Origin of the sequence: Streptomyces sp. NPDC085931 (assembly GCF_044540565.1) — a bacterium.
In the GTDB taxonomy this organism is placed as follows: Bacteria; Actinomycetota; Actinomycetes; order Streptomycetales; family Streptomycetaceae; genus Streptomyces.
In genome coordinates this window covers 326,114-346,170 of record NZ_JBITSK010000003.1, presented here as the reverse complement: position 1 = coordinate 346,170, position 20,057 = coordinate 326,114, and the positions used below count along the sequence as shown (strand labels likewise).

Here is a 20,057-nt window from a genome sequence, read left to right as displayed (position 1 = left end):
AGGCAACCGCGTGCTCGTCCCTGTGCTCCGCCGTCCCACGGCCCCCGAGCGGCGAGCGGCCCGTCGCGGCCCTACTTCGCCCGCGTCTCGGCCGGCGTCCGCAGCACCAGGAGGGCGACGTCGTCGTCGTTCTCGGTGGGGCGGACGCGGCGCAGCAGTTCGTCGGTGAAGGAGGCCATCGGCCGGTGGGCGAGCGCGGCCGCGTGCTGGCGCAGCCGCTCCAGCCCTTCGTCCAGCGAGCGCCCGACCGCTTCGATGAGCCCGTCGGTGTACAGCAGCAGCGTCGACCCGGGCGGCAGCACGGTGGAGGCGTCGGGACGGGGCTTGCCGGCCCCCGTGCCCAGGAGGATGCCGTGGCCGTCCAGCAGGTAGCGGGTGAGGCCGTCCCGGCTGATCAGCAGGGGCGGCGGGTGCCCGGCGTTGGTCCAGCGCAGCTCCCAGTGGCCGTCGTCCGCCGCTTCCAGGCGCGCGAAGATCATCGTGGCCATCGGCACGTTGGTGATGTGCGTGACCGCCTCGTCGAGCCGGTCGACGATCCGGCTGGGCGGTTCCTGGTGGGACCAGGCGTAGGCGCGCAGCATGTTGCGGACCTGCGCCATCCCGGCCGCCGCCTCCAGGTCGTGGCCGACGACGTCGCCGACGGCCAGCGCGGTGGCACCGTCCGGCAGCCGGAACGCGTCGTACCAGTCGCCGCCGACCTGCGAGGCGTCGGGGGCGGGCAGATAGCGGGCGATCATCCGCAGCCCGGGCAGCCGCGGCAGCTGGGGCAGCAGGTGGTTCTGCATGGTCTCGGCGACCTTGCGCTGGCGCTGGTAGAGGCGGGCGTTGTCCAGGGCCAGCGCGGCCCGCCGTGCGATGTCCTCGATCAGCGGGAGGTCCGCGTCGGTGTAGTCGCCCTGCTTGTCGGCGCGGCCCAGCGTGAGCGCCCCGAGGACCTCCCGGGTGCTGCGGATCGGGACGATGGCCGCGGAGTGGATGCCGGTCGCCTTGAACAGACGCTGCTGCTCCACCGCGATGCCCGAGTCCGGCTCCCGCTGGTACGTCTGCGGTCCGGCGAGGGTGGACGCCACCCCGCGCAGGGCCCTGGACAGGGGCATGGGGGATTCCTCCGGCACCGGCGGCATCGGCCCCTGGAGCTCCTCGTGATGCACCAGCGCGTCACCGTCGGCGTGGACCACGGCACTGCGCCACACCTCGTCGCGCTCCGTGATCAGGTCGACGACCGCCCAGTCCGCCAGCCGCGGCAGGACGAGGGCCACGAGCCGGCGCAGCGCCTCGTCGACGTCCAGGGTGGAGGTGAGCCGGGTGGTGGTCTCCGCCAGCAGGGCCAGCCGCTCCAGCTCGGTCAGCGGCTCGGCCGCGGTCTCCGGCCGCCGGCTCGCGTCCCAGGCCTGCTGGTCGCGGTGGAAGACGACGAGCGTGGCGGATTCACGGCCACCGGTGTCGAAGGGGGTGATCAGCCATGACACGGGCAGCAGGGAGCCGTCGCCCCTCGCGAACCACTCCCCGGCGGCCTGCTCCGTGCGCCGCGCGTGGAACGCCTGCCGCATGCTGCACCGGCTCGTCGGCAGCGTGTGGCCCCGGGCGTCCCGGTGCAGCAGATCGTGTGCGTCACGGCCCACCAGGTCCTCGGCGGGCCGCATCAGCAGCTCCTCGGCGGGGGCGTTGACCGCGATGATGCATCCCTTGTCGTCCACGACGTACGCGGCCGCACCGATGGAGGCCAGTGCCGCCGGCAGCGCCGGGCCGGCCGCACCCGGGGACCGTGGACCGGTGCTCTCGGTCCGCTCCGGCTCTGCCACGCCCTGCCTCCTCGCTGATCGCCGGACAACGCCCGCCCGGCATTCCTACCCCCGAGTGCCCCCTGTGCGCGAACCTCAGCCCCGTGCTTGGCCCGGGCAGAAGAGTATGGACCACGCCTGTGATGGTATTCGTGGGGTAATCGGACTGCCGTGAGGCGAAGGGCGTAGGTGCGGGCGGCTTATGAAGCAGGCTGCTGAGGATGACGGCTGGGCGCTGTCGGACGGGGCGATCTCCCTGTCGGCCGCTTTCGAGGGCACGGAGACGATCGCGCAGGCTCGTGATCATGCCGGAATGTTTCTGCGGGTGCTGCGGGCGGAGCACGGGGTGTCGGTGCCCGAGCGCGCGACGAACATCGTGCAGCTGGTGGTGAGCGAGCTGGTGACGAACACCCGCAAGTACGCCCCGGGGCCGTCGCTGCTGACGCTGGAGGCCCGTGAGGGCGTCGTCTCGGTGACCGTGTGGGACACCGAGCCGCGCCTTCCGGTGGTCCGGGGCGCCGACCCCGTCCGGGTCGGGCAGCACGGCCTGGAGATCGTCAGGGCCGTCTGCCGCAGCCTCGAGGTGCACCCCGAGCCGGTGGGCAAACGCATCACGGCCACGATCGACCTCACGTGAGGGCCCGGCGGCAAGCCGCTGCCGACCCCCGAGCCGCCCGCGCAACCGTACGCCGAGCCGCCCGCGCGACCGTACGCCGAGTCGCGCCCCGACTCGTCCGCGCTCTCCCAACTGACCCTCCGCAGACGTCTTGTAGCGGCAGGTGACCCGCGCCTAGGATTCAAGGCAGGCGATTGAATCGTTTCAATCATCCTGTCCTCGTCCAGCCGCAGCGAGCAAGGGGATCGACATGCCCGGAAGTTGGAACCGCCGGACCTTCCTGAGTGCCACCGCGGGAACCATGGGGGCCGGTCTGTCCGCCCTGTCCGCCGCGCACTCCGCCGCGAGTCCCATGGCCGGCTCGGCCCGGAGCCACGGGAGCTCCCCCGGGCTGCGCGTCACCCGCACCACCGTGGAGCACAAGCCGAACCTCCTCGGAACCGACGTCGCCCGCCCCCGGCTCGCCTGGGAGACGGCGTCCGCCGGCCGCGGAGCGCGGCAGACCGCCTACCGCGTGCAGGTGAAGGCGGACGGGGCGGGGTGGGGGAGCGGATCCCTCCTCTGGGACTCCGGGAAGACCGACGGCGCGGACGGCGCGGGTGGCGTGCCCTACGGCGGCCCGGCCCTGGAGCCGCGCACCCGGTACTCCTGGCGCGTCAGAGTCTGGGACGAGCAGGGCAGGGCATCGGCCTGGAGCGCGCCCCGCTGGTTCGAGACAACGTTGTCACCCGAGGGCTGGGACGCCGAGTGGATCGGCGCGGACACCCCGGCACCCCTCGACTTCACCGGCGCCTCGTGGATCTGGGCCCCCGGAGCGAGCACCCAGAACGCTCCCGCGGGCACCAGGTGGTTCCGGGGACGGCTTGACCTGCCCGACGGCATCGACATCGCCGAGGCAACGCTCGTGGCGACCGCGGACGACGACTTCACCCTTTACCTCAACGGCCGCCCGGCACTCGAAGCCCCCCAGCAGCAGGACGGCTGGCGGACCGGCCGGACGGCCGACGTCACCGAGCTGGTCAGGGACGGCCTCGGCACGGGCACCGGCGTCGTGCTCGCCGTCGCGGCCACCAACCGCGCCGGTGCCTCGGTCAACCCGGCGGGACTCCTGCTCCGCCTGCACGTGCGCAGTTCCTCGGGGCCTGCCTACGACCTCCGCAGCGACGCCGGATGGCGCACCGCCGACACCGAGCAACCGCACTGGCAGGACGCCGGCTTCGACGACTCCTCCTGGTCTCCCGCGGTGGTGCTCGCCCCCTACGGCCAGGGCCCGTGGGGGGACGGGGTGGGCGTCAGCCTGCCCGAGCAGCCCGCACCCCTGCTGCGCCGGGAGTTCGACGTGCCGCGCCGGATCAGCCGGGCCCGCCTGTACATCAGCGGCCTCGCCTACCACGAGGCGGAGATCAACGGCCGGCGCGTGGGACGGCAGGTGCTCGATCCCGGATTCACCGACTACGACGAGACCGTGCTGTACACCGTCCACGACGTCACCGGCCTGCTGCGCCGGGGCGGCAACGCGATCGGCGTGACGCTGGGGCGCGGCTTCTTCGGCATGACCACCCCCAACGTCTGGAACTGGCACCGCACGCCCTGGCACTCCGAGCCGCGCCTCATCGCCCGGCTGGAGGTCGACCACCCGGACGGCTCCCGCACCACGCTGGTCACCGACGAGCAGTGGCGCATCACCGAGGGACCCACCCTGTCCAACTCCCTCTACGCCGGGGAGACCTACGACGCCCGACGTGAACCGGGGGAGTGGACCCGCCCCGGCTTCGACGACTCGTCCTGGCGGCCGGCGAAGATCCAGGACGGCCCCGGGGGACGCCTTCGCGCGCAGCCCCACGACGGCATCGAGGTCGTCGACTCCTTCCCGCCCGAGAGGATCAGCCCGCTGGCTCCCGGGGTCCACCTGGTGGACATGGGCCGGACCATGGCCGGCTGGGTCCGGATCACCGTGCGGGACCTCCCCGCCGGCACCCGCCTGCAGCTCACCTACGGCGAGAAGCTGAAGGCCGACGGAAGCGTGTCGGCCGAGACCTCGCACGTCCCCGGGCGCTTCCAGCGCGACGAGTACATCTGCGCCGGCCGCCCGGAGGAGAGCTGGGAGCCGTCCTTCTCGTACAAGGGCTTCCGCTACGTCCAGATCAGCGGCCTGCCCGCCACCCCCGACCCCGGCCAGATCACGGGCCGGCTGGTCCACACCCCGCTGGAGGAGGTCAGCGAGTTCGCCTGTTCGGAACCCTTCTACGCGTGGCTCGACCGGGCGATGCGGCGCACCGTGCTGAACAACATGCACGGCATCCCCACCGACACGCCCATGTACGAGAAGAACGGCTGGACCGGTGACGCCCAGCTCGGCACCCCCGTGATGACGTACGCCTTCGACATGCACCGCATGCTCTCCAAGTGGCTGGGGGACCTCGCCGACAGTCAGACGGACGAGGGCCAGCTCCCCGTCATCGTGCCGAGCGGCGGCTGGGGCTACGGCGAACTGGGTCCGTCCCCGGAGTGGACGACCGTGTACCCGTTCGTCATCCGGGAGTTCTACCGGGTGTACGGCGACGACCGGGCGGCACGCGAGCACTGGACGACGCTCACCCGCTACCTGGACTGGGAGTTGTCCCGGCTGCGCGACGGCCTCGCCGTCACCGCCCTGGGCGACTACCTGCCGCCCGGCTACGGAGGCAACCCGCCCGAGGACACCCGCCTGACCGCGACGGCCTACCTGTACCGGGCGTTGCTCGACACGGCCGAGATGGGCGAAGTCCTGCACGAGCACGAGGTGGTGACGCGCTACCGGCAGGCCGCCGCGCGGCTCAAGGACGCCCTCAACGCGGAGTTCCTGGGCCCGGAGGGCCACTACCGCACGGCCAGGGATCCCGGTTACCGGCAGACCAGCAACGCGATCCCGCTCGCCTTCGGCCTCGTACCGGACCACGCCCGTGCCTCGGTCTTCGCCAGTCTGGTGCGGGACGTCGAGGAGCGCGGGAACCACCTCAACACCGGTGCGCTGGGCACCAGCGTGCTGCTGCGCGTGCTGTGCCAGGAGGGCAGGCCGGACCTGGCGCACGCCATCGCGACCCAGCGCACCTACCCGAGCTGGGGTTACTGGCACGAGCACGGCGCGGACACCATGTGGGAGATGTGGCCGCTCGACTCCCGCTCCCGCGACCACTACTTCCAGGGCACCGTGGCCCAGTGGCTGTACGAGAACGTGGCGGGACTGCGCCCGGGCGACGACGGCTACGCCACGTTCACCGTACGGCCCGACGCGCGCACCGGTGTCGACTGGGCGCGGACCTCGATCCGTACCGTGCGGGGAACCGCCGGCGTCGCCTGGGCGCAGGAGGGGGCGGTCTTCCGGATGGAGGTACGCGTGCCGGTGGGTGCCGTCGCGGACGTCCACGTGCCGGCGGCCGGCCGTGACGAGGTGCGGGCGCCCGAGGGCGTCCGCCGGCTGCGGACGGAGTCCGGCTTCGCCGTCTACCGGGTGGCGCAGGGGAGTTGGCGCTTCACGAGCCGGGGGCGGACGTCGAGCTGAGCGTCGGCGGCCGGCGAGACGAGGCGGGGGGCGCCCGCCTCGTCCGCTGCGGTGCCGTCAGCGGGGGCCGGTGAGCTGAGCGGCGAGGAGATGGGAGTCCAGCAGGGTGGGGTCGGCCGTGCGGGCGGCTCTCGTGTAGCCGGTGAGCATGCGTCTGGTCAGCAGCAGGGCCTGGGGGGAGCGCCGGGACAGGGGTCTGGTCCAGGCGGTGACGGTGTCGTCCAGGGCGTCGAGCGGGGCGACCTTGTGCAGCAGGCCGAGACGGTGGGCGGTGGCGGCGTCGAAGGTCTCGCAGGTGAGCATGAGTTCGCGGATCCGGGCGGCGCCCGCTTCCGTGATCAGACGGCCCATGGCACCGCCCCAGGCGGGTGCGAGCCCCAGCCCGACCTCGGGCATGCGGAACCGGCAGGTGTCCGCGCCGGCCCGCAGGTCGCAGTAGGCGGCCAGGGCCAGCCCGGCTCCCACGACCTTGCCGTGCAGCCGGGCGATGGTGACGGCGTGGGTGTTCTCCAGCGCCTGGCACAGGCGGTGGGCCTTGTCCGCGATGCGCAGCAGGCTGCCGCCGGTGGGATCGGTGTCCAGGGCGTCCTGGTACTCCCGGCGGTCGGCCCCCAGGCAGAAGTCGTCGCCGAGCGAGGAGAGCACCAGGATCCGTATGTCGGGCTGGTCGTGGAGGTCGTCGAGGACGTCGATGAGCGCGTCCAGGACCGCCGTGTTGAGCACGTCGTCCTGTGCGGTGGGGTTGAGCCGGACGTGGAGGACGGGGCCGTTCCTGACGAGGGCCAGGGGAGCGGGCGGGAGCGCGGTCTCGGCGGGGAGCGCGGCTTCGGGGGTGACGTCGGTGGCGGGGGCGGACACGGTGGCCGGGGCGGAGACGGTGGCGGGGGTGCGGGGGAGGTTCATGCGAGGGCTACATCCAGGTTCAGCAGGCGCCGGAACGCGACCCGGGGCGCCAGCGCGGGGCGGCGCACCAGGGTGAGTCTCGGCAGGCGGGCGGTGAGGTGGCGAAGCAGGGTCTGCGCTTCCAGCCGGGCCAGGGGTGCTCCGAGGCAGTAGTGGATGCCCCAGCTGAAGGCCAGGTGGGAGGGGTTGCGGGCCGGGTCGAAGGTGTCGGGGTCGGCGAACCGGGCAGGGTCGCGGTGGGCGGCCCCGACCATGAGGTGGACCATCTCACCGGCGGCGACCTCGGTGTCCCCGAGGCGTGTGTCCTGCCCGGCGACCCGGCTGATGACATGGGTCGGCGGGTCGTGGCGCAGGGTCTCCTCGACGAAGGCGGGCACGAGGTCCGGCTGCAGGACGAGCCGGTCCCAGCGGCCGGGGTCCTCGACGAGTCGCAGGGTCATGGTCGACAGCAGGGTCGCGGTGGTCTCCAGCGCCGCCAGCAGGACGAACAGGGCGAGGAAGTAGACGGCCTCGTCCGCCTTGTCCCGGTCCGGTTCGAGTTCGTCCCAGGTGCTGATCCACCGGGAGACCGGATCGTCGCCGGGCCGTTCGCGCCGGGTGCGCACCAGGTCGAGGAAGTACGTGCGCAGTTCGGCCATGGCGGCGTCGGAGCGGGCCAGTTGGCTGGCGTTCGGGAGCAATTCCTGGGTGAAGACCTGCTCGTGGGTGAGTTCACGCAGCCGGGGCCAGTCGGCGCTGGGCAGTCCCAGCCAGTCGCCGATGGTGGCGACGGGCAGCTCCTCGCTCACCAGCTCCGAGAAGTCGGCCTCTCCCGCGCGTACTCGCTCGTGCAGGGTGTCCAGCAGCCGGTCGACGATGGCGGACACCCGCAGGCCGATGCGGTCGATGGTGGTGCGGTCGAAGCTGCCGGCCGACCGGCGCACCCGTGTGTGCTCCGGGGGATTGAGAGCCGGCAGAGTGCGGCTGATCTCCCGGGACGAGGGGGCACTCCAGCGGGTCCGCGCGCCCTGTTGTTCTCGCCACCGGGTGTCCGGTTCGAGCCAGACGCCGTTGCGCAGCACCTGCTCGCAGGTGCTGTAACCGGTGACGAGAAACCCACCCCAGGGCGCGGGGCTGACAGCGCCGCGCGCCCTGAGCTCTGCGTAGATGGGGAAGGGGTCGGCCTGTCCCTCAGCCGTCCGGAGACGGGAGAACAGGGAAATCGTGGCCCGACGGTCCGTAGACGGAGTCGTGACGCTTCCCACGGTAGCGGCTCCTTTCTGCCAGCCGCTATCCGTACCCGAGTGATAGTTGAGTCATACAGTAACTCTGTCGTTTCATATGGTTACTTGCGTCACTCGCCGTTCATCCAGGCCCGGAAGCGGCTGAAGAGTCCTCCCTTCGGGCGCGCTGCGGCATGGGACGGCCGGTGCGCCGCGGGTGGCTGGTGAACGCCGGCGGGCGAGGGGGCCTGGACGGAAGGCGACGGCGCCTTGCGCGTGCCGACGGGCTGCGCCACGGTCCGGGGGGTGAACCGGATGGGCACGGTGACCAGCGAACGGCTCCACGGCGCCGCCACCCACGCCAGTTCGCCGAAGGGGACCCGCATCTCCACGTCGGGCAGCCGGTTGAGCAGGGACTCCACGGCCGTGGCGGCGATCATGAACGCGGGGTCCTTGGCCGGGCACGCGTGCGGGCCGGCGCCGAACGCCAGATGGGCCTTGGGGCTGAGCTGTTCGCGGTGCGCGGTGAGCTTGGGGTCGGTGTTGGCCGCCGCGAAGGAGATCAGGACCGGGTCGCCGGCCCGCAGCGTGCGGTCGCCCAACTCGACGTCCTGAGTGGGGTAGTGCCCCGCGTAGTTGGCGATCGGGGCGTAGTTCCACAGCGTCTTCACCACCGCGTCCTCCACCGGCAGGCCGGTCGGCCAGTCGTCGCTGAGGTACAGCGCGGCGCTGGTGCCGATCGCGGCCGTCAGGGGCGCGGTGCCGCCGGAGAGCAGGGTCACCAGCTGGTGCAGCACCTCCTCGTCGCTCAGCCGGGCCGAGTGCACCATCAACCGGGTGGTGAGGTCCTCGCCGGGCTGCCGGCGCTTCAGCGCGATCAGTTCGCCGAGCGCGGCGCCCAGGATCTCGTCGGCCCCCGGGGTGCCCTGGAAGATCCCGGTGATCCCGGCGATGACGCGGTCGCCGATCTCGGGCGGGCAGCCGAACAGGTCACCGAAGACCAGCAGCGGCAGCGGCTGGGCGTAGGCGGCCATCAGCTCGGCCTGGCCGAGGGGCTCGGAGCTGAACCGGCTGATCAGGTAGTCGGCCGACTGCTGGGTCAGCCGGATGAGCCGGCTCTGGTCGACGGTGGCGAGGCTCTCCGTGACCGCCTGCCGCAGCCGGGCGTGCGCCGCGCCGTCGCTGAACAGGGCGTTGGGGCGGTACCCCATCATGGGCAGGGCCGGACTGTCCTCCGGGACCCGCCCCTCGTTCAGGGCGTTCCAGCGGCGGGAGTCCCGTACGAACAGCTGAGGGTTCTGCAGGATGTACAGGCTCGCGTCGTAGCTGGTGACCAGTTCGACCTCGACGCCCGGCGCGATGTCGACGGGGGCGCTGTGCCCCATCGAGCGCAGCTTGTCGTAGGTGCGCTCGGGGTCGGAGCCGAAGTCGGGACCGTACAGCGGGATGTTGCCGTGTGCGGGGCATTCGGCAGGTACCCCGGTCGTCTCGAGGGGTTGTTGCATGGTGTGGCTCCTAGCCGAGTGAGGACAAGAGGTGCTTCACGAGCGTGATGAGGGCCTCCATCGAGGAGTCCTGGTCGCGGACGTCGCAGTCGATGACCGGGGTCTCGTCGGAGAGGTTGAGTGCCTCGCACACTTCGGACAGGGGGAAGTGCGTCCTGCCGTCGAAGGTGTTCACACCGACCACGTAGGGCAGACCGAAGGACTCGACCAGGTCCAGGATGGGGAAGGTCTCCTCCAGCCGTTCGGGGTCGACCAGGACGAGCGCGCCCAGCGCCCCCCTCGACAGGCCCTCCCACATCTGCTTGAACCGCTCCTGCCCGGGGGTTCCGAAGATGTAGAGGACCAGATCGTCACTCAGGGTCAGACGCCCGAAGTCCATCGCCACGGTGGTGGTGGTCTTGTCAGGCGTGTCGGAGAGATCGTCGAGGCCCACGCTGGCCTCGGTGATCTCCTCCTCGGTCTGCAGCGGCTCGATCTCGGAGACGCTGCCGATGTAGGTGGTCTTCCCCACCGCGAAGTGGCCCACGACCAGGACCTTGACGGAGCGGGAGACCTTGGGATCCAGATACACGGACTTACGCTCCGGTTCGAATGCGCTCCAGGCCATGGAGCACGGCGGTGAGCAGGGCGGGGTCATGGCGTTCGGCATGCGGCACCGGATTGCGCACATGGATCAGGTCGTCCTCGGCCATCTGCGCGAGCAGGATGCGCACGATGCCCAGGGGCAGCTGGGTGTGGGCCGCGACCTCGGCGACCGAGAGGTATCCGTCCGCGAGCAGGTCGATGACCGCGCGCGCCTCCGGAGCCAGGGTGCGTACCGTGGCCAGGGCCGAGTCCTGTGCCGTGATCATGGTGGTGTGCTCGTACTCGCTGTCCCGCGGCAGTACGCGCCCCTTCGCCATGACGAAGAACGGGACTAACGGGGCGGTCAGTTCGAGCTCGTCATCGGACGGGTCGTCATGCATCGCTGGCCCCTTCTCCCGGCACAGCCGGTGACGCGGGCATCGCGTCACTCAGCCGTGCGGCGAACTCCTCGATGTCACAGTCGTGTTCTGCGGCCGCGGCGAGGAAGGCACCCTCACCGGCGGCGATCAGGAAGACCCAGCCGTGCTGGAACTCGATGACCGTCTGGCTCCACTCGTCGTCCCGTTCACCGCCCGCGAAGGGCGCGGTGGCCCGGCTGTAGGCGTGGATGCCGGTCATGGCGGCCGAGATCGTGTCCGCGAGGTCCCGGTCGACCCCGGCGCTGGCGCCGCGCGGCAGACCGTCCGCGCCGAGCAGCAGGGCGTGCAGGGCGCCCGGCACCGAGGCCACCGCCCGGTCCAGCCGGTCGAGCACGGCGACGGACCTGCCCGTCTCGGCCGGGTGCGCCTGCGGGCCGTCACCGGCCTGGGCCGCGTCGGCGGGGGTCACCCGCGGCGGAGCCGTGAGGTTGTTGCCCAGCCGGGCGACCAGCCGGTTCATGCGGAACGAGAGCTGCTCCATGTCCACGTCGGGCTCAGCGGCGGCCGCCAGGTAGGCGCCCTGCCCGGCCCCGATCAGGAAGACCCAGCCGTGCTGGAACTCGATGACGGTCTGGATCCATCCCCGGTCCGGCGAAGGACCGGCGAAGTGGGCCGTGGCCCGGCTGAGGGACTGCATCCCGGCCATGGCCGCGGAGACGGTGCCCACGTCCTGGCGGGTCAGGCCGTCCGTGGAGCCGCGGGGTATGCCGTCCGCCGACAGCACCACGGCGTGCCGTGCCTTGGGCACGTTGGTCACGATGTCCTGGACCATCCACGACAGGTCGGTCGTACTCATGCGTTGTCGGACCCTTCGGACATGGGGGTGTCGAGGGAGGCCACGTCGCGCCCGGTCTGGGTGCCGCGCTGCAGGGCGCCCAGGCTGCCGGCGCCGCGACGCCGCACGGCGCGCCTGGCCGGCTGGTCGGCCCCGGGGGAGTCGCTGACGGACGTGATGCGGGTCCCGCGCTTGGGCAGACCGTTGGCCGTGCGCTCCGGGGTGCGGCCCTGCACCGGCCGGATGCTGCTCACGGGCGCCGCCTCCGGGGCGGCGGGGGTCTCCTCCATGGTCCACAGCTCCTCGGGCAGCAGGACGACGGCCCGGACGCCGCCGTACCGGGAGACACCGGTCACGTCCACCTTGAAGCCGTACTGCCGGGCGATCAGGCCGATCACCGGGAAGCCGAACTTCGGCTGGGTGCCCAGCTGGGACAGCCGGGGGGCGTCGTCGCCGGACAGCAGCGCACTCGCCCGCTGCCGGTCCTCGTCGCTCATGCCGACGCCGGCGTCGTCGATGATGATGCAGAGATTCTGCTGGACCTGACGGAACGTCACCTCGATCGGCGCGTCCGCCTGGGAGAAGCTGGCAGCGTTGTCAAGCAGCTCGGCGACGGCCAGGGCCACCGGTGCGACGGCGGAGGCCTTCAGCGCGATGCCGCTCGGCTGCATGATCTCCACGCGCTGGAAGTTGCGGATCTGGCTCTGGGCGCTGCGGACGACGTCGTAGACGCTGGCGGGCTGGTTGCGCCGGCCCAGCGGCGCACCGCACATCACGGCGATGCCCTGCGCCTTGCGCGCCATCTGGGCGTTGGCGTGCGTGATGTCCATCAGGTCGTTCAGGACCGGGTGGCCGCCGTACTCGCGCTGGACCCCGTCCAGCAGCGTCGTCTGCTCGGCCGCGAGACTCTGCAGGAAGCGCGCGGCGCCCTTGAGGACCGCCTTGATGTTCTCCTCGGCCGCCTGCTCCGCTTCGCGGATGACCCCGTCCTGCTCGTTCCTGATCCTCGCCAGCTCGGCCTGGACGCGTCCCAGCTCGTTCTGGCTGTACTGCAGCCGCGCCTGAAGCTCGGCCTCGGACTCCTTCTTCCTCCTCGTCACGCCTCTGCTGCGGAGCACGAGTGCCACGACGGCGGCGACGGCTGTCACCGCTATCGCAACCAGGCACCAAAGAAGCACGTCTTGAGTCATGGAAACCTTTCCCGGCGCGTCACATGCGGGCGTCGGGGGTACGCCGCGCAAGAATCCGCAACCCGTCCAGCGCACTGCACGGGGGAGTTCAGCGCGTTCGGGGTTCAGGGCCCTGAGCAAAAGTGGATCAAGGTCGCAGACGGCGGAATGCTATCACCGTCAACCCGGTGCGCCGGAGGTCGCTCCTCGGGGCTTCACACCATCAACATGCCGTGCAGCTCAGGGGGGTTGACGGTCCGTTCGCCCGCCTCGGGGATCACACCGGGTGCCATCCCGGCGTCGCCGCCGCCGGGGGCGTGGGCGTGGCCGCCGCGTTCAGGCTGAGCCGGGAGACGATCCGGTAACGGTCGCCCCGGTAGATCGAGTGGACGTACTCCACGGGCCGGCCGTGCGTGTCGCTGGTGTGGCGCTCGAAGAGCAGCGCGGGGGACAGCTCGGGCACGCCCAGGAGCCTGGCCTCGGCCTGGCTGACGACCGTGGGCTCGATGGTCTGCGTCGCCTCGCTGACCTGCACCCGGTGCCGCTCGCGCAGATGCTCGTACAGATCGCCCGTCTCCAGCTCCCGGGCGGTGAGCGCGGGGACCAGATCGGCCGGGATGTGCAGGTGCTCGATGGCCATCGGGGCGCCGTCGACCAGCCGCAGGCGTGCCGCGTAGACGATGCCGGCCGCGGGGGACAGGCGCAGTTTGCGACCCACCCGGGCGCCCGCCGTGATGGTGGCGAACTCCAGCAGGCGGCTCGACCAGGTGCCGGACGCCTGCGGCAGGATCATGCCGTGGGACTCCGAGACGAGTTCCTGGGTGATCTTCTCGGGGGCCACGAACATGCCCCGCCCGTGCTCGCGCACCAGCAGCCCGGCCGCGACCAGTTCGTCCACGGCCGCCCGCAGGGTGGGGCGGGACACCTTGAGCGTGGCGCACAGGGCCCGTTCGGAGGGGATCGCGTCCCCGGGGCGCAGCGTCTCGATGAGCTGCAGGATGTGGTCGCGGACCCGCTCCCGCTTGAGTACCGCCCCCGACTCGCCCGCGTTCATGCCCGACCGCTCCCGCCCCGCCGTACGCCGATGCTGCTCGTCCCGTTGGGTGGACTGTTTACCACTCGCCGCCCACTGGTCAAGTGGGCGGCCGAAAAGTGAGGCCGACGCGGGGGATTGACGCCTCTATTGGTCTATGCCATTTTCATCGACCAACGAGAGGTCATCTGTCCAGTTGCCCAACTGGTCAAGTGCCGTGGCGCCTTCCCTCCCGAGGTGAACCGTGAAGCTCCGCATGCTCGCAGGACTGTCCGCACTGGTGATCGCCTCCGGCGTCAGCGCCTGCGGCGACGGCTCGGAATCGTCCGGTGACTCCGCCGGCGGCGCCACGACGATCGACGTCTGGCTCATGCGCGACAGCGTCTCGGCGCAGTTCCAGAAGGAGTTCGTCGCGGGCTTCGAGGCCGCGCACCCGGACATCGACGTGCAGGTCCAGATCCAGGAGTGGGACGGCATCGGGGAGAAGGTCACGGCCGCCCTCGCCAGCAACGACGCCCCGGACGTCATCGAGACCGGCAACACCCAGGTCGCCCAGTACGCGCAGAGCGGCGGCCTGCTCGATCTGAGCGACAGGACCCGCGAACTCGGCGGCGAGAACTGGCTCAAGGGCCTGGCCGAGCCAGGATCCTTCGACGGCCGGCAGTACGGCATCCCGTACTACGCCGCCAACCGCGTCGTCATCTACCGCACCGACCTGTTCGACAAGGCCGGCATCGACGCGGCCTCCCTCACGACACGCGAGCGGTGGCTGACCGCCACCGAGAAGCTCGACTCCGGCGGCACCCAGGGCATCTACCTGCCGGGACAGATGTGGTACGCCCTGGCCGGGTTCATCTGGGACGAGGGCGGCGACCTGGCCACCCGGTCCGGCAGCACCTGGAAGGGCGCGCTCGACACCCCGCAGGCGCTGCGCGGCATGGACTTCTACCAGAGGCTCCAGGCTCTCGGCAAGGGCCCCAAGGACTCCGACGAGGCGGAGCCGCCGCAGGCCGAGGTCATGGCCAAGGGCCAGGTGGCCCAGATCATCTCCACGCCCGGCGGTGCCAACGTGGTCACCGAGAACAACCCCGACCTCAAGGGCAAGCTCGGCTTCTTCCCCATCCCGGGCAAGACCGCCGAACGGCCCGGCTCGGTGTTCATCGGCGGCTCCGACCTCGTCATCCCCGCGGCCTCGGGCAAGCAGGACGCCGCCTTCACCTTCGTCAAGGAACTCACCGGCGACCACTGGCAGCGCAAGCTGGCCGCGGCCATGAGCTACGTGCCCAACAAGACGACCCTGGCCGACGCGGTCGCCTCCGACCCCGGCGCGTCGGCCATGGCGGCGGGCGCCGCCGTCGGCCGGGCCACGCCCAACACCCCCGGCTGGGCTGCCGTCGAGGCGAAGAACCCCATCAAGGACTACATGACCGCGGTCCTCACCGGCGCCGACGCACCGGCGGAGGCGGCCCGGGCCTCCGCGGCGATCACCGCCGCCATGAACGGCTCCTGACCCGCGACCGGCCGGTCACGGCACCCGCACCCCCGCCCCATGGGACGACACATCCGAGGAGACGGCACCGTGTCGGTCATCCGCGACTCCAGCGCGCCACCCGCCCGGCCCCGGCCGCCCGCACCGCTCCCCGCGAAGCCCGGGCGCGCGGGAGAGCACCGGGCCGGCCGCGCGGGCCCGTGGCCCTACCTGCTGGCCGCCCCCACGGTCCTGGGCATGCTGTACCTGCTGCTTTACCCGCTGGCCCGCGCCGTGCTGATCTCGCTCCAGGACTTCCGGCTGCGCCAACTCATCGCGGGTGACGCGCAGTTCGTGGGGCTGCGCAACTACCGGACCCTGCTCACGGACGAGCGCTTCTGGCAGGTCGTACGGCGCACCTTCGTCTTCATGGCGGTGAACGTCGTCCTGATCATGCTGCTCGCCACCCTGGTCGCCCTGCTGATCGAGCGACTGGGCCGCCTGTGGCGCACGGCCGTGCTCAGCGCCCTGGTGCTGGCCTGGGCGATGCCCGTCATCGCCGCCACCACCGTCTTCCAGTGGCTGTTCCACTCCGAGTTCGGCATCGTCAACTGGACGCTCCGGCACCTGGGCTTCGACTCCTTCGAGCGCTATCCCTGGTTCGCCCACGGCCCGGCCGCCTTCACCATCCTCGTGCTGCTGATCGTGTGGCAGTCGGTGCCGTTCGCGGCGATCACCCTCTACTCGGCCCTGACGACCGTCCCCGCGGAACTGTACGAGTCGGCCCGCCTCGACGGCGCCTCGGCCGGACGCGTCTTCCGCGCCATCACCCTCCCCATGATCCGGCCGATCTTCCTGCTGGTGCTCTCCCTGGAGGTCATCTGGACCTTCAAGGCGTTCGTGCAGATCTGGGTGATGACCAACGGCGGACCCGGGGACGCCACGACCATCCTGCCCGTCTACGCCGTCCAGACCGCCCTGTCGAGCCAGCGCTACGACCTCGGCTCGGCGGCGTCGATGGTCACCGTCCTGCTCATGGCAGCCGTGCTCGTCCTGTACTTCCGCCAGATGTTCCGTCAGGAGGGCGAAGCCCTGTGAGTCCCGTGAGCCCGGTGCGAGCGGCACCCCGCCCCGTGCCCCGTCGGCGCGTCCTGCTGCACACGGCCGCCGCCTCGACGATCGTCCTGTGCCTCTTCCCCGTCTACTGGATGATCACCACGGCGTTCAAACCCAACCGGGACATCCAGTCGGACACCCCGCACCTCATGCCCCACACCTGGACGTTGGAGCACTTCCGCACCGCCGTCGAGGCGGACGGATTCGCCCTGTTCTGGCGCAACAGCATCCTCGTGACCCTGAGCGCCGTCCTGCTCGCCCTCGTCGTCGCGCTGGGTGCCTCCTTCGCCGTGGCCCGCATGCGCTGGCGCGGCCGGCGGCAGTTCATGCTGCTGGTGTTCATCGCCCAGATGGCGCCTTGGGAAGCGCTGATCATCCCCGTGTACATCATCTCCCGGGACACCGGCATGCTGGACCGCCTGCCCGCCCTGACGCTCGTCTACTTCATGATGACGCTGCCGTTCACCATCGTGGTGCTGCGCGGATTCATCGCCGCCATCCCGCCCGAGCTGGAGGAAGCGGCCCAGGTCGACGGCTGCACCCGCCGGCACGCCTTCCGCCACATCACCTTCCCCCTCCTCGCCCCCGGCCTGATGGCCACCTCCCTGTTCGGCTACATCACCGCCTGGAACGAGTTCGCCTACGCCAACTTCCTCATCATCAAGCAGCAGGACAGCCGCACCCTGCCGGTCTGGCTGTCCTCCTTCCAGAACGTGTTCGGCACCGACTGGGGCGCCACCATGGCGGCCTCCACCCTCTTCGCGCTCCCCGCGCTCGCCGTCTTCCTGCTCCTGCAGCGCCATGTGACCTCCGGCTTCGCCGCCGGCGCCGTCAAGGGCTGACCCCCGCGCCCCCACCCCTCCCGGAGACAGCCGTGACCTCGCCCTCACCGCGGACACCGCTCCTGCCCCGCCCCACCAAAGCCCGTTTCAAAGCGGGCCACTTCACCCTCACCGCCGACACCCGGCTGCGCGTCACCGGCGGCGCCGAACCCGCCGCCGACCTCCTGCGCACACTCCTCGCCCCCGCCACCGGACTGCCGCTGCGCCCCGCCAGCGACGGGCCGGTCGTCCTCGCCCTCGACACCGCCCTGACGGGACTCGGCGACGAGGGGTACGGGCTGACGATCGGACCGCACTCCCTGCTCCTGCGCGCCCGCGACCTCACCGGACTCCTGCGGGGCGTGCAGACCGTCCGCCAGCTGCTGCCCGTGCAGGCCCTGTCCGCCTCGCCCCGCAAGGGCGTCGCCTGGACCCTGCCCTGCGCCGACATCACCGACGTCCCCCGCCTGCCCTGGCGCGGGGCCATGCTCGACGTGGCCCGCCACTTCCAGCCCCACTCGTACCTGCTGCGCTACGTCGACCTGCTCGCCCTGCACAAGATCAACGTCTTCCATCTGCACCTGACCGACGACCAGGGGTGGCGGATGCCCGTCGCGGCCTACCCCAAGCTCACCGAGATCGGGGGCCACCGCCGGCAGTCCCCGATCGGCCCCGGCGGCGACCGCTACGACGGCACACCCCACGGCGGCGCCTACACCAGGGCCGAACTCATCCGGCTCGTCGCCCACGCGGCCGCGCGCGGCATCACGGTGCTGCCCGAGATCGAGATGCCCGGCCACGCCCGCGCCGCGGTCGCCGCCTACCCGCACCTGGGCAACCGGCCGGAGCACACCCCGGACGTCTGGACGCGGTGGGGGGTGTGCGACACCACCCTCGGCGTGCACGAGGAGGTCTTCGACTTCTGCCGGACCGTGCTGGAGGAGGTCATGGACGTCTTCCCCTCGCCCTACGTCCACATCGGCGGCGACGAATGCCCCACCACCGAGTGGGAGCAGAGCCCCGCGGCCAGGGCCCGGGCCCGGACCGCCGGGCTCACCGGCCCCGCGGCCCTGCACGGATGGTTCCTCGACCGCGTCGGAACCTTCCTCACCCGGCACGGACGGCGCCCGGTCGCCTGGGCGGAGAGCGGCACCGAACTGCCCGACGGATTCACCGTGATGGCCTGGCGCGACCCCGCCCACGCCCTGGCGGCGGCCCGCCGCGGCCACGATGTGATCAACTCTCACTACCGTGCCACCTACCTCGACTACCCCCGCAGCGCCGACCCCGGCGAGCCGCCCGGACAGCCCGGCGGCGTCGTGACACTGCGGGACGTCCACGGCCACGAGCCGGTACCCGCAGCGGCGACCCCCGGGGCGGCCGCCCGGGTGCTGGGCACCCAGGCCCACCTGTGGACCGAGTACGCCGCCACACCGGCCCGCATCGAGTACCTGACCTACCCCCGGCTGTGCGCCCTGGCCGACGGCGCCTGGAGCGGCCCCTCCAGCTGGACCGACTTCAGCACCCGCATGGCCGGGCACGCCGCACGGCTGGACGCGCTGAAGGTCAGCCGCCACCCCTGAACCGCACCACAGCACGGCACAGCCCCGCGCGCCCGGCCCCACCGGGCGGCGGGACCATCCGTCCCATCCGGAAAGGAACGAGCATGCATCGGCCCACCGCTCCCCGCAGATGGCGCATCGCCGCAGCCGCCGCCCTGGCCATGGCCACCGGTACCACCGGCCTCGCCGCCCTGACCGGCACGGCCAGCGCCGCCGGCGAGTCCGTCACCGTCCAGTACCGCACCGGCGCCGGCTCCGCCACCGCGGACCAGTCCGAACCCTGGCTCAAGGTCAGGAACACCGGCAGCGCCCCCCTGCAGCTGTCCACCGTCAAGGTGCGCTACTACTTCAAGGCCGACTCGGCCGGAGCCGCCTACCGCTTCGCCTGCTCCTGGGCGGTGAAGGGCTGCGCCCACATCACCGGCACCTTCGGCACCCTCGCCCGCCCGACGGCCACCGCCGACCGCTACCTCGACATCGGCTTCACCGCGGGAGCCGGCAGCCTCGCCCCCGGCTCCGACACCGGGGACATGCAACTGCGCTTCCACCGCACCGACTGGCAGACGCTCCGGCAGAGCGACGACTACTCCTTCAGCGCCACCCGCACCACGTACGCGGACTGGCCGAAGGTCACCGCCCAGGTCTCCGGCACCACGGTGTGGGGGACGGCACCCGAGGGCAACGACCCGACCGACCCGCCGACCGACCCGCCCACGGACCCCCCGGCCGGCGGACAGAGCCTCTTCGACGACTTCAACTACACCAGCTCCAGCGACCCGAGGATCTCCGCGAACGGCTGGAGCGTGCGGGCCAACTCCGGTGGCCCCGGGGTGCCCGGCGCCACCTGGGCCCCCGAGAACGTGACCTTCGCGGCCTCCGGCGGCAACTCCGTGATGAACCTGCGGACCTCCACCGCCGGCACGCCGGAGTCCACCAAGCACACCGAAGTGCTCACCAAGGCGACCAAGTTCAAGAACGGCACCTACGCCGCCCGCGTCCGGTTCTCCGACGCACCCGTGTCCGGCCCGGACGGCGACCGCCTCGTCCAGACGTTCTTCACCATCAACGACCTCAAGGCCCCCATGGCCGACGACTACGCCGAGTACGACTTCGAGTACCTGCCCAACGGGGGCTGGGGCGAGCCCGCCAACATCCTCTACACGACGTCCTGGGAGACCTACAACCCCGACCCGTGGCAGGCCGTCAACCAGCACACCGAGTCCCGGCAGAGCTACGCCGGCTGGCACGACCTGGTGCTCACCATCGACAACAGCACCATCAAGTACTACGTCGACGGGCAGCTCTTCGGCACCCATGACGCCGCCTACCTGCCCGAGCGCCCCATGTCGATCAACTTCAACCAGTGGCTGATCGACCTGGCGGGCCAGACCAGCACCACTCCGCGCGCCTACGACGAGCAGGTCGACTACGTCCTGCACGTCAAGGACCAGGTGCTGACCCCGGCCCAGGTCACCGCGAAGATCAACGCTTATCGCTCCGCCGGCACCACCTTCGAGGACACGGTCCCCGCGGGCTAGCCGGACCGCTCACTCCGTGAGCC

At 71.6% G+C, this 20,057-nt stretch carries 16 protein-coding genes; 7 read left to right on the top strand and 9 right to left on the bottom strand.

Annotated features, from left to right (window positions below):
• Nucleotides 1-71 precede the first annotated feature (71 nt).
• The gene (locus ACIGAN_RS07610) at nt 72-1,802 is read right to left on the bottom strand and encodes a SpoIIE family protein phosphatase (protein ID WP_399855835.1); all 1,731 of its coding nucleotides are present in this window, start codon (nt 1,800-1,802) and stop codon (nt 72-74) included.
• Nucleotides 1,803-1,983: 181 nt separating this feature from the next.
• Between ACIGAN_RS07610 and ACIGAN_RS07605 the strand changes: the two genes are divergently transcribed.
• Both ACIGAN_RS07605 and ACIGAN_RS07600 read left to right on the top strand, forming a co-directional pair.
• Nucleotides 1,984-2,418 (top strand): ATP-binding protein, encoded by a 435-nt coding sequence (locus ACIGAN_RS07605; RefSeq protein ID WP_399855832.1) that lies wholly within the window; start codon nt 1,984-1,986, stop codon nt 2,416-2,418.
• 229 nt (nt 2,419-2,647) lie between these two features.
• Nucleotides 2,648-5,938, top strand: a complete 3,291-nt coding sequence (locus tag ACIGAN_RS07600; RefSeq protein ID WP_399855830.1) for a family 78 glycoside hydrolase catalytic domain — start codon at nt 2,648-2,650, stop codon at nt 5,936-5,938.
• A gap of 57 nt (nt 5,939-5,995) precedes the next feature.
• On the opposite strand, the gene ACIGAN_RS07595 is transcribed toward ACIGAN_RS07600, so the two are convergent.
• The 8 genes from ACIGAN_RS07595 to ACIGAN_RS07560 all read right to left on the bottom strand — a co-directional run bounded on the left by ACIGAN_RS07595 (nt 5,996) and on the right by ACIGAN_RS07560 (nt 13,550).
• The gene (locus tag ACIGAN_RS07595; RefSeq protein WP_399855828.1) at nt 5,996-6,841 is read right to left on the bottom strand and encodes an enoyl-CoA hydratase/isomerase family protein; all 846 of its coding nucleotides are present in this window, start codon (nt 6,839-6,841) and stop codon (nt 5,996-5,998) included.
• Nucleotides 6,838-8,085 (bottom strand): cytochrome P450, encoded by a 1,248-nt coding sequence (locus ACIGAN_RS07590; RefSeq protein ID WP_365740645.1) that lies wholly within the window; start codon nt 8,083-8,085, stop codon nt 6,838-6,840. Before ACIGAN_RS07590 ends, ACIGAN_RS07595 begins: the two co-directional genes overlap by 4 nt.
• A gap of 89 nt (nt 8,086-8,174) precedes the next feature.
• Complete coding sequence (locus ACIGAN_RS07585; protein WP_365740646.1) at nt 8,175-9,548, bottom strand: cytochrome P450; 1,374 nt, start codon at nt 9,546-9,548, stop codon at nt 8,175-8,177.
• 10 nt (nt 9,549-9,558) lie between these two features.
• Nucleotides 9,559-10,119: a GTP-binding protein gene (locus tag ACIGAN_RS07580; protein ID WP_365090193.1), complete on the bottom strand. Its 561-nt coding sequence runs from the start codon at nt 10,117-10,119 to the stop codon at nt 9,559-9,561.
• A gap of 4 nt (nt 10,120-10,123) precedes the next feature.
• A complete protein-coding gene (locus ACIGAN_RS07575; RefSeq protein WP_399855826.1) occupies nt 10,124-10,513 on the bottom strand; it encodes a DUF742 domain-containing protein in 390 nt (129 codons plus the stop codon).
• Nucleotides 10,506-11,324 (bottom strand): roadblock/LC7 domain-containing protein, encoded by an 819-nt coding sequence (locus tag ACIGAN_RS07570; RefSeq protein WP_399856239.1) that lies wholly within the window; start codon nt 11,322-11,324, stop codon nt 10,506-10,508. The genes ACIGAN_RS07575 and ACIGAN_RS07570 overlap by 8 nt, the downstream gene beginning before the upstream one ends.
• 20 nt (nt 11,325-11,344) lie before the next feature.
• Entirely contained in the window at nt 11,345-12,517 is a 1,173-nt protein-coding gene (locus tag ACIGAN_RS07565; RefSeq protein WP_365090189.1) for an ATP-binding protein, read from the bottom strand.
• A 256-nt stretch (nt 12,518-12,773) separates the two neighbouring features.
• Nucleotides 12,774-13,550, bottom strand: a complete 777-nt coding sequence (locus tag ACIGAN_RS07560) for a GntR family transcriptional regulator (protein WP_365740648.1) — start codon at nt 13,548-13,550, stop codon at nt 12,774-12,776.
• A 235-nt stretch (nt 13,551-13,785) separates the two neighbouring features.
• Here ACIGAN_RS07560 and ACIGAN_RS07555 point away from each other — a divergent pair, with 235 nt between their 5' ends.
• The 5 genes from ACIGAN_RS07555 to ACIGAN_RS07535 all read left to right on the top strand — a co-directional run bounded on the left by ACIGAN_RS07555 (nt 13,786) and on the right by ACIGAN_RS07535 (nt 20,034).
• The gene (locus ACIGAN_RS07555) at nt 13,786-15,039 is read left to right on the top strand and encodes an extracellular solute-binding protein (RefSeq protein ID WP_365740649.1); all 1,254 of its coding nucleotides are present in this window, start codon (nt 13,786-13,788) and stop codon (nt 15,037-15,039) included.
• A gap of 69 nt (nt 15,040-15,108) precedes the next feature.
• On the top strand, nt 15,109-16,095 hold the full coding sequence (locus ACIGAN_RS07550) for a carbohydrate ABC transporter permease (protein ID WP_365090180.1): 987 nt from the start codon (nt 15,109-15,111) through the stop codon (nt 16,093-16,095).
• A 5-nt stretch (nt 16,096-16,100) separates the two neighbouring features.
• Nucleotides 16,101-16,955, top strand: coding sequence for a carbohydrate ABC transporter permease (locus tag ACIGAN_RS07545; RefSeq protein ID WP_399856236.1), 855 nt, complete (start codon nt 16,101-16,103; stop codon nt 16,953-16,955).
• A 32-nt stretch (nt 16,956-16,987) separates the two neighbouring features.
• The gene (locus ACIGAN_RS07540) at nt 16,988-18,517 is read left to right on the top strand and encodes a beta-N-acetylhexosaminidase (RefSeq protein ID WP_399855822.1); all 1,530 of its coding nucleotides are present in this window, start codon (nt 16,988-16,990) and stop codon (nt 18,515-18,517) included.
• A gap of 83 nt (nt 18,518-18,600) precedes the next feature.
• Nucleotides 18,601-20,034 (top strand): cellulose binding domain-containing protein, encoded by a 1,434-nt coding sequence (locus ACIGAN_RS07535; protein WP_365740652.1) that lies wholly within the window; start codon nt 18,601-18,603, stop codon nt 20,032-20,034.
• The last annotated feature ends 23 nt before the right edge of the window (nt 20,035-20,057 follow it).

Coding starts and splice junctions, on each gene's coding strand:
- ACIGAN_RS07605 (WP_399855832.1), top strand. CDS start 1,984: ATGAAGCAGGCTGCTGAGGATGACGGCTGGGCGCTGTCGGACGGGGCG.
- ACIGAN_RS07585 (WP_365740646.1), bottom strand. CDS start 9,548: ATGCAACAACCCCTCGAGACGACCGGGGTACCTGCCGAATGCCCCGCA.
- ACIGAN_RS07600 (WP_399855830.1), top strand. CDS start 2,648: ATGCCCGGAAGTTGGAACCGCCGGACCTTCCTGAGTGCCACCGCGGGA.
- ACIGAN_RS07575 (WP_399855826.1), bottom strand. CDS start 10,513: ATGCATGACGACCCGTCCGATGACGAGCTCGAACTGACCGCCCCGTTA.
- ACIGAN_RS07565 (WP_365090189.1), bottom strand. CDS start 12,517: ATGACTCAAGACGTGCTTCTTTGGTGCCTGGTTGCGATAGCGGTGACA.
- ACIGAN_RS07560 (WP_365740648.1), bottom strand. CDS start 13,550: ATGAACGCGGGCGAGTCGGGGGCGGTACTCAAGCGGGAGCGGGTCCGC.
- ACIGAN_RS07595 (WP_399855828.1), bottom strand. CDS start 6,841: ATGAACCTCCCCCGCACCCCCGCCACCGTCTCCGCCCCGGCCACCGTG.
- ACIGAN_RS07535 (WP_365740652.1), top strand. CDS start 18,601: ATGCATCGGCCCACCGCTCCCCGCAGATGGCGCATCGCCGCAGCCGCC.
- ACIGAN_RS07555 (WP_365740649.1), top strand. CDS start 13,786: ATGCTCGCAGGACTGTCCGCACTGGTGATCGCCTCCGGCGTCAGCGCC.
- ACIGAN_RS07570 (WP_399856239.1), bottom strand. CDS start 11,324: ATGGTCCAGGACATCGTGACCAACGTGCCCAAGGCACGGCACGCCGTG.